Genomic DNA, 15,928 nt, shown 5'->3' on the forward strand with positions numbered 1-15,928 from the left:
CGGCATCAGACCTTGGCCGGGAACGAATGGTGCTCGTGCGTGACGACCCAGCGGCCGGCCTCCTTGCGCAGCCCGATCGTCAGACGCAGCCGGCCCTCGGGGTCCTTCCGCAACTCCTCCTCGGTGCCGCAGCGCAGCAGCGCGTGCGCGAAGGCGACGTCGTCGCCGGCCGTGATGTCGAGCGAGAGGAGATCGAAGCAGGCGCCCAGCTGCTGCCAGACGAAGAACGGCGGCCAGGTCTCCCGGTAGCGGTCGATGCCCCGGACGCCGTCGTCCGGCGGCGGTACGTCGAACATGACGATGTCGTCGGCGTGATCGGCGAGGACACCCTCGATGTCGCCCTCGTGCGCGGCCTTCGCCCAGCGTTCGATCAGTGTCCGGATCTGTGTCTCGTCGTCAGTCATGACCTCGTTCCTTTCGGTCGCGTCCCTGGACGGAACGCTCGCACCCGTACACAGGGGCAGACCGTCACGACGCGCGCGATTCATCGCCCCAGGCCGCGCCCAACCGCGGTCACCTCACGACGCCGTCCGGACGACGAGCTTGCCCACCTTCCGGCCTTGTTCCAGGTCGTCGTGCGCGGTTCTGATCTCGTCCAGGGTGTAGACGTGGACGGGACCGGGGGTGACGTCGCCGTCGGCGATGCGGTCGAGATGGCCTTGCAGCACCTGGGCAGGCAGGTCGGCGGCCTCGCCTCCGTAGCCGGTCAGCCGGACGCCGTTCGGCAGGTAGCCGATGGGATAGAAGTCGGGCACGGTCCACTGGTTCGACAGCATGCCCGCGAAGCAGACGGTGCCATGGACGCGGGTGGCGGCGAGAGTGTCGGGCAGCGTGGGTGTGCCGACCAGCTCCAGGGCGGCATGGACGCCCTCGGGAAGGATCTTCCGTACCCGGTCGGCGATGCTGCCGTCGTCTACCAGCGGATGATCGACACCATGGGCGGCGAGGTCGTCGAGGCGACTCGCGGTGCGGGTCGTCGCCAGCACGGTCGCCCCGAGCTGCTTCGCCAGACCGGTGGCGGCCAACCCGAGCGCCGAGGTGCCGCCCCGGATCAGCAGCGTCTGCCCGGGCCGGAGGTCCAGGCCGGTGGTCAGTGATCCGTACGCGGTCTGGAGGGTCTCCGGGACCGCGCCGAGGATCTCCCACGGAAGGTCGGAGCGGAACGGGATCACCTGCGACCGGGGCACCACGGTGTACTCGGCGTATCCGCCGTCGTACGTGCGGCCCATGCCGCCCATCATGGTGGCCACCTGCGTGCCCCGCGGCAGTCGACCGTCCGGGTCCGCGTCCACCGTCCCCGTCGCCTCGATGCCGAGCACGCGAGGGAAGGTCACCCCTTCGGCGAGGCCGAGGCGTGTGTGCAGTTCCGACCGGTTCAGCCCGAACGCCTCGACCTTGATCCGCACGTGGCCGGGACCCGGCTCGGGGACCGGGAGGCGGCGCAGATGCAGGTGGTCCACCGGCCCCGGCGCGTCGAGCACCACGGCGTTCATCATCGCGTCCACGACGTTCTCCTGTGATCCATCGGCCCGCCCATGGTGGACCGGTGGCACACGGCCGCGCCACCGGCACGGCCGTGTGCCACCGAGGGCAGGCGGGAGTCGCGCCTCAGGAGGCGTCTGCCGACCGCAGTCGCGCGTCCCCCCAGTCCGCGTGGTCGAAGTTGATGCCGTCACCGCCGTCCGTCGCGCGGAGCGTCAGCCGTCGTACACCCGTGACGTCGACATCAATCGGGTGCGCGGTGTCGGCGCGGCTCAGTACGCCCGTTGTCGCCAGCACCCGCCCGTCGCCGATGACCTGGAAGACCACCGTGCCCTCGCCGCTGACCTCGTCGTCGATGCCGACCTGCGCGGTGAACCGGTCGTACGCCCCGCCGATGTCGACCGCGACCTCGCCCTCGGCATGCATGCCGAGGCCCTTGTCGTACGTCGCCCCACGGATGGTCAAGGAGCCTCCGTCGCCCGCGCTGTTCTCTCCGTTGGCCTGGTCGCGCTCGACGGGTCCCCAGCCGTTGCGCTCGGCGGCGAACGGCAGGTCGCTCACGAAGTCGACCCCGGGCGGGGACACAAAGACGCGCACCGTCCTCAGCGAACGCAGCGGGGGAGTACGGGGCGATGTCCCGGGAGCCCGGTACTCCGCGGTCACCACCACGTCGTGGTTGCCGTATGCGGTGTCCTTCGGCACCCGCACCGTCCAGTTCGCATCCAGCGTGCTGCCCGTGGGCAGCTGTTCGGCCTCGGCGCCCGCGCCCCCGACCGTCCAGCCGCTGGGTGCGCTCGCCGTGAGCCGGACGTCCGCGGCGGGGCCGAACTCCTCCACGAGGAAGCGGCCGCCGACCGAGACGGTCCCTCCCGGGTCCGCCTCCGCCTTCTGCGGTGTCGCTGTCAGGGACGTCAGCGGCACACGGCGGACCGGCTCGTCGCAGGTGGTGCGCCCGGGCCTGTCCCGGCAGGCGAGCGCGGCGAATCCGCCGTTGCGCAGGGTCGGGACCGACAGGGTGTCGTGTCGGTCGACGATCCGGGACTCGCGGATCAGCCCGTCCGCTCCGTCGCGTACCACCTCGACCCGCCAGCGGCCGGAACCGAGGAAGCCGAGCGGTACGCGTTCGGTGGCGGGCCCGCCGGCGGTGACGCTGCCGAGGAACCAGCGGTCGCCGCTGCGCCGGGCGAAGGCGGCGCCGTCGCCCGGGTGCCCGGACAGGAGCCTGGACTCGTCCCAGACGGTGGGCACTTGCTCCAGGAAGCGCTCCAACTGGGGCCGGTCGCGGTAGGCCTGGACCGAGCCGGCGTAGTTCTGGAACCCGGATTCGTAGACGACGGACAGGGCCAGTTCGGCGGCTTCGGAGGTGTTGCGTGTACCGAACTGGAACCCCATGGGCGTGTAGTCCATGGAACCCACGGCATTGCGCGTGAACGGCAGGGTGGTGACATCCGCGACGGAGACATTGCCCTGCTCGGCGCCGTAGACCGCCTCCATCGTCATCACCTGCGGCCAGGTGCGCTGGATACCGTGCGGCAGCGTCGAGCCATGGAAGTTGACCAACAGCTTGTGCTCTGCGGTGGCCCGCAGGATGTCGTCGTACCAGCGGAAGCGTGCCTGGGAATCCGAGTCCATGAAGTCGATCTTCAGTCCGGACGCGCCCCACTTCTTGATCCTGGGCAGCACCTCCGCCCGCTCGGCGGCGGTGTCCAGATCACTCCAGTGCATCCACAACAGAACCTTCACGCCCCGCTGTTGCGCGTAGGTGATCAGCTGGGGCATCCAGTCGGTGGTCTTCCAGCCGTCGTCGACGAGCGTGTACTCCCAGCCGTGCGCCGCGCTGTAGTCGACGAACCGCTGCTGCGTCTCCAGGCTCCGCTGCGCGGCCCCGAATCCGGCGAGCCAGGACCACGCGACCCTGCCCGGCCGTATCCACGACGTGTCCCGGATGCGCGACGCCGGGGCGAGGTCGTCGACGAGCGTGGACCCGGTGACCGTGGCCAGGTCACCGATGACGGCGGTGCGCCAGGGGGTGGCCAGCGGGCCCGGCGAGCTGATGCGCTCGTCCGCGAGGCGGACCGTGTACCGGGCGCTGCCCGTCTCATGGGTCAGACGGCTGCCCGCGTACCGGCCGTCTACGTCCGACTCGGTCAGCAGCACGAAGCTGTCGCCGGACCGGAAGAGGGAGGGGTAGCCGTAGTCGCCCGCGGCCGCGCCGCCGGCGGTCGTCTCGGTGCGCGGGCGCTCGTAGTTGACGGTGTAGGGCATGAGCCAGGCCGGCGACGCGGCGGGAAGCTGGAAGGCGGACGCTTCCCGGAGGACGGTCACACCGTCCTTGTCGGGCAGCACATAACGGTACGCGACCCCGTCGTCGGACACCCGCACATCGAGGTCGAGCCGGGCGCCGCCGTCACCGGTGAAGGAGAAGCGCGTCTGTGTCATGCGTACGGTTCGCCGGCGCTCCTTGCCGGTCGTTGTGGTGTAGTGCTCGGTCACCTCGCGGGTGTCCCGGCCGCGCAGCCGCAGGCCCGTGGTCAGGTCGGCGGCGTCGGTGACGATGCCGAGGGGTGCGGGTTCCAGTACGGTCGCGCCACCGCGGCGGACGGCGAACGACAGCGTGCCGTCCGTACCGTCGAGCCGGACATCCGCCGAGAGACGACCAGGAGCCCCTGTCTGCCGTGTGACCGTCCAGGATCCGCCCTTCCGCTCCTCGGCGGAGGCGGGAGCCGTGAGCGTGCCGAGGCCGAGCACGGTGCTCAGCAGGACGGCAAGCCACGTCAGAAGTCCGAACTTTGAGCTGGGTGACCCTGTGAGCACCGAAAGCCTCCACCTCGCCATGTGGCAACGTTGTCAGTCTCGCTCCGCGCGCCGATGTGCGCCTGATGGTTCCTCAACTACCAACAGGCTCAAACGAAATCGGACGGCGCACCAACAGTGACTACAGCGTTCTCCTGAAGCTGTAAACCCCTCGCGTCACGGCCGGGAGCGCGCCCGTCCTGGCCCGGGGGCAGCGGACGACCGCCCGGCCCGGGGGGATACCCCCCGGGTCGTAGGGGGCAACCCTGATCGAAGTGGGGGGTGAACCCCATCGCTGGGCCGACGCGCTCCCCCTAGGTTCTGGACTGGAATGGAACACGAGCCCAGCAACCGTATCGGAGGCCCTCCCGTGACCGCCCAGTCGAACCAGCCGAAGCCGTCAGGGCATGTGGCCGCGGCCTTCGTCCGGTTCGTCCTCTGCGGTGGCGGCGTCGGCCTCGCCTCCAGCGGCGTGCTGGTCCTGACCCACGACCTGCTGCCGGTGGCAGTGGCCAACGCGGTGATCACCGTCGTCTCGACCCTGATCGCCACGGAACTGCACGGCAGGGTCACCTTCCGCAGTGAGCGCAGGGGTTGGGGAGTCCACCTCCAGTCCGGACTGACGGTGGCCGTCAGCTATGCCTTCACTACGGGGGCGCTGCTCGCCCTGTACGCCGTGCAGTCGACCCCGTCGGTCCTCACCGAACAGGCCGTGTATCTGACGGCCTCGGCACTGGCGGGCATCGCACGGTTCGCGGTACTGCGCGTCATGGTCTTCGGCGGGGAGCGAAAGGTGCGCCGGGAGCGGGTGCTCGCGAGGACGGGTGTGGCGATGGCGGCGTGAGGCTCCGTGGCGATCGGCGGCGGGAGGGACTTCGGGTGGCCTTGGCCGGAGGCTCCGGCGGGGGAGTTCGGTCCGGCCGTCCGAACGGGGCTTCCGAATCCCACGGCTCGCTGCCCAGGGCGAGTTCAGCCTGTCTCAGTTGCGGCTCAGTGCCCTGTGTGCCCCCGCCACCACAGCAGTGGCAAGGAGCCAGCCGGCCGCGATCAGGATGACCGCAACCGACTTGTCCATCCCCGTAGGGTCCCAGGCCGTGCGGTGACCGAGGTTGGCGAAGGGGACGATGAGGTCGAGGGTGAACAGCACGGGGTCCCACGCCCGACGCTGGCTACCGTTCGCCGGAGCAGGTCTGTGCGTGGCGAACCACGCAGATCCCGCGCCGACCAGAAGCATCAACCACAACAGTGCGCGGCCTGGTGCGTAGCCGTAGCCGAACAGGACGTCCTGGAGAGCCCCCCATAGTCGCCCGCCGAACCGCTCCTGTCGGGAAAGGCGCTGTTCCCGGGCCCGCCGTACCCTCCTGGCCGACCGTTCATGGCCCGCCCGCTGGTAGGAGAGTGCCAGTTGTTCGAACGAACTCGCGCTCGCCGACACGTCCCGCGCAAGCCAGGCCAGCCGCTCCGTCACCCCCACCGGCTCAGTGGATCCGAGACGTTCGTAGGTGAGACCTTCCACGTCGAGGCCGCCCGCGCGGGGCCAGCTGCCGGGTGAATCGACATAGGAACCGATCCTGGCATCACGCAGAAGTACCTCGCCGGCCGGCGCTTCCCGTAGGTCCATGCGCAGACGGGGAGTTCGCAACCTGGAGAGCACAGCCGTACCGGCAGGTCCGACGAGTGACGCGTCGTGGAACGTGACCACGAGGCCGATGTTGGCACCGCGCAAGCGAACGGGCCCACTCGATGTGAATCCCCAGTCGCCGTAGAAGCCTCCCTCGCACTGCATGGAGGTTGCTTCCACTCCACCGACCGTGGCGTGATCCAGAAGCACCGAGTGAGTGATGCGCGCATCCCGCAGATGGAGGGCGCCGAGGGCCACCAGGCCGCTTGCCTTCAGGGAATCACCCACGACAGCTCGTGGAGCGAACAGCGCCCACGGGCCGGGGCCGCCCAGCGTGGCGCCCTCGAGCACGACCCCGCCCCCGATCCTCGCGGCGATGAGCCGCAGGGGCGCAGTCGTCGACTCCTCGGCCACGCGCCTGGAAGCAATGGCGCGATCGCCGTCGGAGACAGGGTCGACCACGACTGCCGGGGTCCCTGTGGTGTCCCCGATCCGCGTTCCGCGGAGCACGAAGTCGTCTCGGACATGCAGACGATCGGCATGCAGGGCCCTCATCGTGCTGCCGGTGAGGTCGAGTGATTCGATGACGGCTCCTGTGAGCAGGATGTCACCTTCGAAGGTGCAGTTCACCAGCTCGAGTTGCAGATGTTCGAGCCGTACACGACGGAGATCGAGGGCGCCCGAGAAGCACGCACCCTCGATGCGCAGGATCCGCTTCTGCCTGGTTTCCTCGCCCAAGATGTATGCGCGGAGTCCGGAGCAGGCGACTGTCCGCCCGTGGGCGAGATCGCGTCGTATCCCCCGCCTGCTGTGTCTGCCTGCCATGAGCCTCCGTAATGCCCTTGCTGACAAAGGAGTTGGCGTTGTGCTGCTGATGATGGCATTCGTCTCGCTGGTCCGAAAGCCTGCAATATTTCCGGGTCCTGCTGGGCAGGAAGACTGCGAGCAAGGCAGTGCGCCGCTTCGGGAGGGTTGCCCATGGCCAGACTTCGATTCCCTCCCAGACTCACCCCCTCGGTGTGGGAGAAGGTGCTACCGCGCCGCGCACCCTTGATGGCCGACGGAACCTGGTCCCGCAAGGTTGTGGAAGAGGGGCTGCATCTGGATTTCGCACGCGTCGAGTTCGCCGACCTGGCCGCTCTGGCCAGGGCGCTTCTGCTGATCGACGCAGCCGTTCGCGACGGACTGCAGGTACGGGTCACTCTTCCCACAGCCGAAGTCGCGGGTGACGGGGGAGAGGCGACGCTGGGCATGTCCGAGGAGGAGGCATCGGACGACGCGCACCGGCAGTTGACCCGTCAGGCGCGGGCACGGGGAGACGCCAGAGGGTTCATGCTGCAGGTCGGGTTCGTGGCCGCGCTGCGCCCCGATCATTGGCGGAACGGCGTGGTCCAGGTGGACGATGCGACCATGGCCGTGGACCTGGGTGGCGCGGATTATGTGGCGGCGGAAAGGACTCAGGCCGGGCCCGACGAGGCCCCGTACCAACGCCGCCGCATTCTGCCGTTTCAGTGGCTGCCTCCGCTCGCCGGAGAGGAACTGCGTGATGCACATGCCTTCCAGGCTGTGCTCACGCGGCTGCCCGATCTCGGGCTCTCCCAGACTGATGCGGACGCGTTGGGGCGGACAGTACTGGTCGAGTTGGTGCAGAACGTGGCCGAGCATGCAGGTGCTGGGCTGCCCGGCGGGCCTCCGCACCCGCTTGTGGGCGCGGTCCTCCTCGACTCGAGGACGTATGCCCGGCGGCACGACGACGCACCTCCCTCCTCCGGTGACCTCGCTCAGTACGCAACGGCAACGAGCAGTCAGGTCCTGCGACTGGTCGTGGGGGACTCGGGAATCGGGCTGGTGGCCCGATTGCATCAGGACAGCACGCGCCATGGTGCCGCGGCCGTGGAGCATCCGTTCGGTCATCGCGCCAGACGAACGGAGGACACGGTCTTCCGCGCATTCGGGCACGGTTCCGGCGCCCCCGATGATGCTGACGGGGTCCCGCACTCTCCGCGTCCTGGGCACAACGGGCTGTGGCGGGTGTCGCACCTCGTCCAGAGCTACGGTGGCAGTGTTGTGGTCCGGACCTCTGACGGGGCCGCGGGATACGTCTACGGTGAGACGACGGACGGGGCACGATTCACCCAGCATGCCCTGGGCCGTGCCCCTGGGACGCTGCACGAGATCCACATCCTCACGGACCCCAAGGCGCACCGGGCTCCGGTCGCATGGGTCGATCAGCCGGAGGCTGTCGCCGGGCCGCCCCTGCGCTGGGTGCGATGCGTCTTCGATCCTGTTGCGGGGCTGGGGGAACCCGACCGGACGACTCTTGTAGAAGCAGCACGAGCCGCAGCCGCCGATCCGGTGGGCGGTGGTGTCGTGGTGTCGATGTCTCTACGGGACAGTCGCTACCTGAGTCACAGCGCACGGCAGAACGCGCTGAGTTCGGCTCTCGGCGCAGCGAGCGCCCTGGCCGATGTCACCGCTGTTGCCGTGCTCTTTCCCGATGCCGACCGGAGGATCCTGGATCTCAGCGTCAGTGGTCTGCATGCCGAGGAGAGCAGTACGACAACGGGAGTGTCCCCCAGGCCGGTCCTCGTGCACGGGTGTTACGGCCCGCCGATCTGGTACGGAGGATCGAAGGCGCTGCGCGCGGTGCTTGCGGGTCTGAGCCGTGCCGGCGGAGTGGTGCCCATCGAGGCGGCCGTTCGGCAGTGGACGGCGGCCGGTGGCGCCCCCGGAGACGGATTGTGGCAAGCCCTGGATGAACACCGGCAATTGTTCCGCGTGAACGGGGGACAGCTGACCCTGGGCCTCTCACCTCTGAGCGTTCTCCGCACTCTTGACCGAGCAGTGCACGTCGAGTTGGCGGCTGCCATCGGCGAAGGAGGAGAAGGTGTCGGAACCGCCCTCGGACTGTTCCGCACTCCGGGCCTGCGCATCACCAGCAGGTGGGTCGACTCCGGCCAGTTGCTGGCCGGCACGATCGGCGTGGAGACCGGCGCTTTCGTCCTGGCACGCAAGGTCGAAGCGGTGCTTCGTTCGCGAGGAGAACCCGACCTTCCGACGGTCGTGGCGCATGTGTCGGCGGCTCCTCGCCTGCTCGCAGCGCGACTGAGCGAATGTCTGTCGCTCGGTGGTCGGCACCATGCGATGCCCGGCGAGCTCGACCTGGACGGACTGCATCCCAGCGAACGCATACCCGTGGGTGAGCGGGTGGTGCTGATCACCGACCTGCTGTCCACGGAGAACACGGCTCGACGAGCGGCCGCCGCGATTGCGGGGGCCAACGCGGAACCAGCGGTCATTGCCTGCGTCGTCGACGCTCGTCCCGTTCGCCGCCACATCGAGCTGTTGAACAGAAGCATTCCGGTGGTGTCGCTCACCGACGTGGTCATCGACATCTACGGAGCGGACGGACGGACGGCACCAACCGGTGACAGCCTCAGTGCCGACCTCGTGGACATCGATCCCATCCTTCGCCACCCGGTGATCCCCTCCCGTGTCGAGGCCCCTCGGGTCACCGAGACGGAATTCCTCGAGTGGTGTACTCAGGCCCCTGACACCCTGTCGCTCGGCCACGTGGCCGGCCCGCGGTCGCATTCGAGCGCCATGCTGCACCTGGACCGTGCGCTGAGGCATCCCGAGATCGGCACAAGGATCACGGACACCGTCCTCGACGTTCTGCGTGAGGCGCTGGATTCGATCAACCTCAGCGACGACGGCAACTCCGGTGTGAGCGGAGGGCTGCAGCTGTGGTACGCCGGAACACCGGACGACATCTACGACAGCCGCCTCCCCGAAGCGGTACACACTCGACTGAGTGAACTGGGCGCCCCGGTCGGTCCTTTGGTGGCCGTGCCGCGAGGCGTTGCGGGGAATCGTTGGATCTTCCCGACTGCCACGCAACACGACGCGCAGGGACAAACGGTGGTCGTGGTCGACGGCCGCGCGACCACCGGCACGACCCTGAGCCAGATGATCCGGCTGGCAGCAGCCAGTGGTGCCAGTGCCGTCGTTGCAGTGGTGCTGCTCGATCGCCTGGACGACCAGGAGGCGGCCGCGCTGCGCACGCTGCGGGCGGTGGCTCCGCCGGACGGTGGTGCCCCTGTGCCGGCGCTGGTGCGCTTCGTCAGCACCAGCAGCATTCCCGGAGAGTCCCCGCACGACTGCGCCATCTGCGCGACCAGGGTGCGTGTGCAGGACGACAGTGCCGCCCCCGGGCGTCTTCGCCGGCACGCCGAGCGGGTGTACGACCTGCTGCGCCCGAGAAGGCGTGAAGAGGTCTTCAGCAGTGCTGCCGCAGATCTTTTCACCGTGCCGGTCGGCTCCGACGACGTGATCGACTACATCCGGTGGCGCAGTCTTCTCCGCCGGGGGCTGCGTGACACCGCCAGCCGCCAGCTCGTCGTCGACCGTCTCAGCAGCCTGTTGGACCGGCCGGGAACAGGGGAATTCACGAGAGACAACCTGATACGACTGCTTGCCGCGGAGCAACAGTGGCTCAAACTGCCTCCATTGCGCTTCACCGTCGCGCGTGAGCTGCTGGCGCGTATCTGTGTAGCCGGGCTGAGCAAAGCGGTCAACGTCTCGCCCTGGCTGCGCGTCCAGGCGCTGATGGTGCTGGCCGCGACCACACCGCAGCAACTGACGGAGGTTCTGCCCGACCTGCTGGCCCTTGCGTTGGATGAGCCGGTCCTCGTCGATCAGATGCTGCTGGAGTGCTATCGACTGCTCAGGCGGCCGCCGAACGATTCGCCGATCGATGTGGTGCGGCTGCGCAAGAGTCTGCTCCGCTGCCGGACGAATCTGGGCAAGCATCGGGATGCGCGTGCCCCGGCACTCGCCGACGACTACCTCCATGTCGTCCAGGAACTGATCACCATCGCCGATCACAAGGCGAGCCCCAAACCTGACGATGCCCAGAAGGCATGGGAGCGCCTTCGCGAGGATCTGGGGCATGCGGTTGTTCGGCATCGGCTGGACGCGGGGCTGCTGCGGGTGCGGGTGTGCGTCGAAGACCTCGAGGACGCCGCGCCCACCGAGCAGGCAGTGCTCGACGCGCGCTCCGACTGGGAAAGCTGCACACGTCACCTCGCCGAGCGGGCCCTCGTGTGCCTCCCCGCTCTGCATCACATTCTCGCCGGCGAGTACGTGTACGACCGTCTCGGGAGACTGGAGCACGAGCGTCTGATGCGGCTTCTCCAGAACGGGATCGGTGCGCTCAGCGAGGTGACCGAGCGACTCGACCGCCTGCTTCGCGGGCCACGGCTTCCGGATGATCAGGATTGGCAGAGCATGCGGTTCGAGTTCCTCGACCGCATCGACTGGTGGTATCGGATGTTCCTGGCGACTCATCTGCCCAGGACCGGCAAGAGGGCGCATGTCGTCGATCTCGTGTCGACGGCCCCCACTCTCCTGCAACCCAGGATCGCGATGATCCTGGATTCGCACGGAGCGGAATCCGACGTACCACCGGCCCGGGTCGATTCAGGGCAGGGGTGCGAAGTCTTCTGCCCTTCTGCCTTACTGGACGAAGCCGTTGAGCATGTGCTGGAGAACACCGAGCGTCATCGCATTCCAGGAGCCGAATGCCGCATAGGGGTGTCGTACGAACTTCCTGAGCCCGGCAACGTGCAGGTCGTTCTGCGTAACACCGGAACGCGCCCCCGTTCCGTCCCGGGACAAGGGCTGCGTGCTCTCAACGCAAAACTGAGGCCCTTTGAGGCGTCATTGACCGGTCGGCCTCTTACAGGCGAACCCTGGACATTCGAGACGATCTTGACCTTGCGGCTGTGGGAGGGAGCTTAGCCATGCCGGTCATCAGGGCGTTGATGGTCGATGACGAGGCCAAGAACCTACGGCAGTTCACCACCCGCCTGGGCAATCAGTTCGAAAAGGTGGACTGGGAGGTGAGATGGGAGACCACGACCGATCCTGACGCCGGTCAACAGCTGATCAGGAGGGCTGAACCGCCGTTCGACTTCGTGCTGGTCGATCTGCTGTTCCTGCGCGAGGATCTCCCCGGCATCAGGGAGGCTCGCGGCCTGGAACTCATCACTGAGGCCAAGGAACGTTCTCTGCAGACCTATATTCTCGCTGTGAGCTCCGGCGAGGAGAACCTGGCTGATCTCTTCGACCTTGCGAAGCACAACGGGGCGCATCATGCCTTCCGCCGCTACGAATTCACCAATCTTTCCCGCGACAACAGCCCTGCCGCCATCGTCAAAGCCGTCAAGAGCCACTTGTTGGACAACGGCACGGTACGCACTGTCCACGTCGTTGCCGACCAGAGGGATCCGGCTGTGCTGTCCATCATCGATGAGGTCGGTGAGGCGACGCTGTCCCAGCTGTACAGCAGAGTGCTCGAGGCCGCGGGCGCAGAGACGACGACCATGAACGTGAGATTCCTGACGCCAGGAGCGTCTGGTGCAGTGGTTTGCTCCGTGACGTCCGAAGCACCGGGGGAGCCGGTGCGGCGTCACGTCCTCAAGGCCGGCCGTGACGAGCAGACCTTGATGCGCGAGGCGCAGCAGGGCGCCATCGCGGCCAAGGTGCTGCCTGCCCGGCTGCTCGTGAGACAGCACCCGGAACGTCCGGTGGGTCCCGTCAACGGCTGGTACGCGTTGGGTGCGCCGCTTCCGGACCGTGTCATGACTCTTCGTGCATGGCTGGAGTCAGGTCCGTTGGCAGCTGAGGTGTCGGACGTCCTGATCAAACTGTTCACAGAGGGCCTGGGCGCGGCGCACCGTGAGAACCTGCAGAGCAACGAGCCGATCGGCGAGCTGTTGCGCTTCTCGCACTTGCGGCAGAGCAGGGTGCTGCAGGCGCTGACGCTGCTGACGCCGGCGCTGTTGCGCCCAGAGGGTGGCCGGATGGCCGATGCGACCGATCTGACTCTGGAGCTGGAGTCGTTCGTCCGCGAGGCCAGACCGCTGGGCGTACCGATGAGCCGACTGTCGCAGCCCACGTTCACCACCTACGCACACGGCGATCTGCACGGGGGCAATGTGCTGATCTGCCGGGGGCATCACCCCACCCCCGTCCTGATCGACACCAGTGAGTTCGGACGCGCACACTGGGCGACCGATGCCGCACGCTTCGCCGTGGATGTCCTGATGCGCTCGGTGGACGCTGGCGTGGAGTCCTTGTTCTTCACGCGGTTCGAGGACTGGCGGGAACTTCTACGGCGCATGGGCGCTTGTGAACCGATTGAGCCCGCGACGACGGACGACGAGGGCACGACATCGTCATTGGTGGCGCTGTCCTGGGTCACGAGTTGTGTGCCTACGCTCTGCCCGGCTGCCGTCGAGTGGGAGCAGCACCGTTGGGAGTGGCATCTCGTCCTCGCCGACTACCTGCTCCGCTCGGCCTGTCACCAAGACCTCCCTGCCCCGAAGCGGGCTCTCGGACTGGTGGGTGCCCACGATCAGCTGAAGTCCGCGACACGAATGCTTCTGGCGTCGCTGTAGCCGTTGCCCTAGCTGTCGTCGTGTGCCGCCGGGGACTACGGGACAGCCCCTCAGGCGTCGAGCAACTCCCGTACCAGCGCCCCGACCTGTCCCGTCTCGATCAGGAACCCGTCATGTCCGTACGGCGATTCGATCCTCCGCAAACGATCCGCATGCGGAATGCCGGCCGCCAGCTCCGCCTGCTGGTGCGGTGGGTACAGCCGGTCGGAGTCGACACCGGCGACCAGCGTCCGGGCCCGCACGCGGGCCAGCGCCGCGGCCGTGCCCCCACGTCCCCGGCCGATGTCGTGGCTGTTCATCGATTCGGTGAGCGTCACATAGCTCCCGGCGTCGAAACGGCGGACCAGCTTGGCCGCGTGATGGTCGAGGTAGGACTCCACCTGGTACCGGCCACCCCGCCAGGGCTGTTCGTCGCCCTGGGCGGCTCGGCCGAAGCGTGCGTCGAGTTCGGGCTCGCTGCGGTAGGTGACATGGGCCAGCCGGCGAGCGAGGCCGAGGCCGGAGTGCGGGCCACGGCCGTCTACCGCGTCGTGGTAGTCGCCGTTGCGCCAGTGCGGATCCGAACGGATGGCGCGGAGCTGGATGTCGGCCCAGGCGATCTGTTCGGCGCTCGCGAAGGGCGGGCAGGCGAGCAGCAGCAGGGACTCCGTGCGATCCGGACGCGACACCGCCCACTCCAGCGCGCGCATGCCGCCCATCGACCCGCCGATCACCGCCGCCCAGCGGTCGATCCCCAGCAGGTCGGCCAGGCATGCCTCGGCCGAGACCTGGTCCCGCTGGGTGAGGAAGGGGAAGCTGCCGCCCCAGCGCCTGCCGTCCGCGCGGCGTGAGGAGGGGCCCGTACTGCCCTGGCAGCCGCCGAGCACATTCGGGGCGACGACGAACCAGCGGTCGGTGTCCACCGCGCTGCCGGGGCCGATCAGGCCGTCCCACCAGCCGGGTGTCGGGTGGCCGGGCTCCACGGGACCGCTGACGTGACTGTCGCCGGTCAGCGCGTGCAGGACGAGCACGGCGTTGGAGGCATCCGGGGCGAGCCGGCCCCAGGTCTCGTACGCCAGGCGTACGCCGGGCAGCGCACCGCCGGCCTCCAGGGGCAACGGCTTCTCCAGCACCGCCCATCGGCGCCGGCCCGGCGCGTCCCCCTCCTGCCAGGCCCCCGTGGCCGGCAGGAGAGGGACGGTCGCCGCGGCCTCCGCGGTCAGGAGGCCTCCTTGGCCGCTCGGAACCCCGCTTCGAGATCGGCCTTCAGGTCGGCGATGTTCTCGATACCGACCGAGAGCCGCACGAGGCCCGGGGACGCTCCCGTGGCCGCGAGCTGGTCGGCGTCGAGCTGGCTGTGGGTCGTGGACGCGGGATGGATGATCAGGCTGCGGACGTCCCCGATGTTCGCGAGATGGCTGAACAGCTCGACCGCGTCGACGAACTTCCTCCCCGCCGCCACGCCGTCGCGCAGTTCGAAGGAGAGGACGGCGCCCGAGCCCCGGGGCAGATAGCGCTGCGCGGCCTCGTACCAACGGCTCGACGGCAGGCCCGGGTAGTGGACCGCCGCCACCTCGTCACGCTGCTCCAGCCACTCCGCCAGCGCCTGTGCGTTGGCCGAGTGCCGTTCGATGCGGAGACTGAGCGTCTCCACGCCCTGGAGGAGCAGGAAGGACGAGTGCGGCGAGATGGCGGGGCCGAGGTCGCGGAGCAGTTGCACCCGGAGCTTGACCGCGAAGGCGCTGGGGCCGAGAGCGGGCCAGTAGCGCAGACCGTGGTAGCTGGGGTCGGGCTCGTTGAAGTCCGGGAAGCGTTCGGCGTGGGCACCGAAGTCGAAGGTGCCGCCGTCTACCACGACACCGCCGATGGTGGTGCCGTGGCCGCCGAGGAACTTCGTCGCCGAGTGCACCACGACATCGGCGCCGTGCTCGATCGGCCGCAGCAGGAACGGGGTCGGCACGGTGTTGTCCACGATGAGCGGTACCCCGGCCTCGTGCGCGGTGTCCGCGACGGCCCGGACGTCGAGCACGTTGCCGCGCGGATTGCCGAGCGTCTCCGCGAACAGCGCCTTGGTGTTGGGCCGGACCGCGGCGCGCCATGCCTCCACGTCGTCCGGGTCGTCGACGAAGGAGACCTCGATCCCGAACTTCGGCAGCGTGTGCCGGAAGAGGTTGTACGTGCCCCCGTAGAGAGAGGCGCTGGAGACGATGTGGTCGCCGGCGCTCGCCAGCGTCAGGATCGCGAGGGTCTCGGCCGCCTGCCCGGACGCGAGTGCCACCGCGGCGACTCCGCCCTCCAGCGCGGCCACACGCTGCTCGAAGGCGTCCTGGGTGGGGTTGTGGATGCGGGTGTAGATGTTGCCCGGTTCGGCCAACGAGAACAGGTCGGCGGCGTGCTGGGTGTCGCGGAAGACGAAGGAGCTCGTCTGGTAGATCGGCACCGCGCGGGCGCCGGTGACGGGATCGGGCGCCGTCCCCGCGTGGATCTGCCGGGTCTCGAACGACCAGCGGGATGCGGGATCGGGGGCTGTGCCGTCAGGGGTGTGTCCGGCGGTGACGGAGTCGATCGGCTGGCTCATGGCTCTCTCTTC

At 68.7% G+C, this 15,928-nt stretch carries 9 protein-coding genes; 3 read left to right on the forward strand and 6 right to left on the reverse strand.

Translation table 11 applies throughout. The features are described from left to right. Positions 1-5 precede the first annotated feature (5 nt). The 3 genes from OHA05_RS33330 to OHA05_RS33340 all read right to left on the reverse strand — a co-directional run bounded on the left by OHA05_RS33330 (position 6) and on the right by OHA05_RS33340 (position 4,296). Positions 6-404, reverse strand: coding sequence for a YybH family protein (locus OHA05_RS33330; RefSeq protein ID WP_328862601.1), 399 nt, complete (start codon positions 402-404; stop codon positions 6-8). A 114-nt stretch (positions 405-518) separates the two neighbouring features. Continuing rightward, the gene (locus OHA05_RS33335) at positions 519-1,496 is read right to left on the reverse strand and encodes a zinc-binding dehydrogenase (RefSeq protein ID WP_328863499.1); all 978 of its coding nucleotides are present in this window, start codon (positions 1,494-1,496) and stop codon (positions 519-521) included. Positions 1,497-1,608: 112 nt separating this feature from the next. Next, positions 1,609-4,296: a glycoside hydrolase family 97 catalytic domain-containing protein gene (locus tag OHA05_RS33340; RefSeq protein ID WP_328862602.1), complete on the reverse strand. Its 2,688-nt coding sequence runs from the start codon at positions 4,294-4,296 to the stop codon at positions 1,609-1,611. A gap of 349 nt (positions 4,297-4,645) precedes the next feature. Between OHA05_RS33340 and OHA05_RS33345 the strand changes: the two genes are divergently transcribed. Further along, positions 4,646-5,119 (forward strand): hypothetical protein, encoded by a 474-nt coding sequence (locus OHA05_RS33345; RefSeq protein WP_328862603.1) that lies wholly within the window; start codon positions 4,646-4,648, stop codon positions 5,117-5,119. Between the two features lie 135 nt (positions 5,120-5,254). Here the strand turns inward: OHA05_RS33345 and OHA05_RS33350 are convergent, their stop codons facing one another. Continuing rightward, positions 5,255-6,634, reverse strand: coding sequence for a hypothetical protein (locus OHA05_RS33350; protein ID WP_328862604.1), 1,380 nt, complete (start codon positions 6,632-6,634; stop codon positions 5,255-5,257). 315 nt (positions 6,635-6,949) lie between these two features. Between OHA05_RS33350 and OHA05_RS33355 the strand changes: the two genes are divergently transcribed. Both OHA05_RS33355 and OHA05_RS33360 read left to right on the forward strand, forming a co-directional pair. Then, entirely contained in the window at positions 6,950-11,698 is a 4,749-nt protein-coding gene (locus tag OHA05_RS33355; RefSeq protein WP_328862605.1) for a hypothetical protein, read from the forward strand. Positions 11,699-11,700: 2 nt separating this feature from the next. Further along, positions 11,701-13,359 (forward strand): hypothetical protein, encoded by a 1,659-nt coding sequence (locus OHA05_RS33360; RefSeq protein ID WP_328862606.1) that lies wholly within the window; start codon positions 11,701-11,703, stop codon positions 13,357-13,359. Between the two features lie 50 nt (positions 13,360-13,409). Here the strand turns inward: OHA05_RS33360 and metX are convergent, their stop codons facing one another. Beyond that, positions 13,410-14,561, reverse strand: a complete 1,152-nt coding sequence (gene metX / locus OHA05_RS33365) for a homoserine O-acetyltransferase MetX (protein ID WP_328863500.1) — start codon at positions 14,559-14,561, stop codon at positions 13,410-13,412. Further along, positions 14,558-15,916, reverse strand: coding sequence for a bifunctional o-acetylhomoserine/o-acetylserine sulfhydrylase (locus OHA05_RS33370; RefSeq protein WP_328862607.1), 1,359 nt, complete (start codon positions 15,914-15,916; stop codon positions 14,558-14,560). The genes metX and OHA05_RS33370 overlap by 4 nt, the downstream gene beginning before the upstream one ends. Between the last annotated feature and the right edge of the window lie 12 nt (positions 15,917-15,928).

It is taken from the genome of Streptomyces sp. NBC_00306, assembly GCF_036169555.1.
Lineage (GTDB): Bacteria > Actinomycetota > Actinomycetes > Streptomycetales > Streptomycetaceae > Streptomyces > Streptomyces achmelvichensis.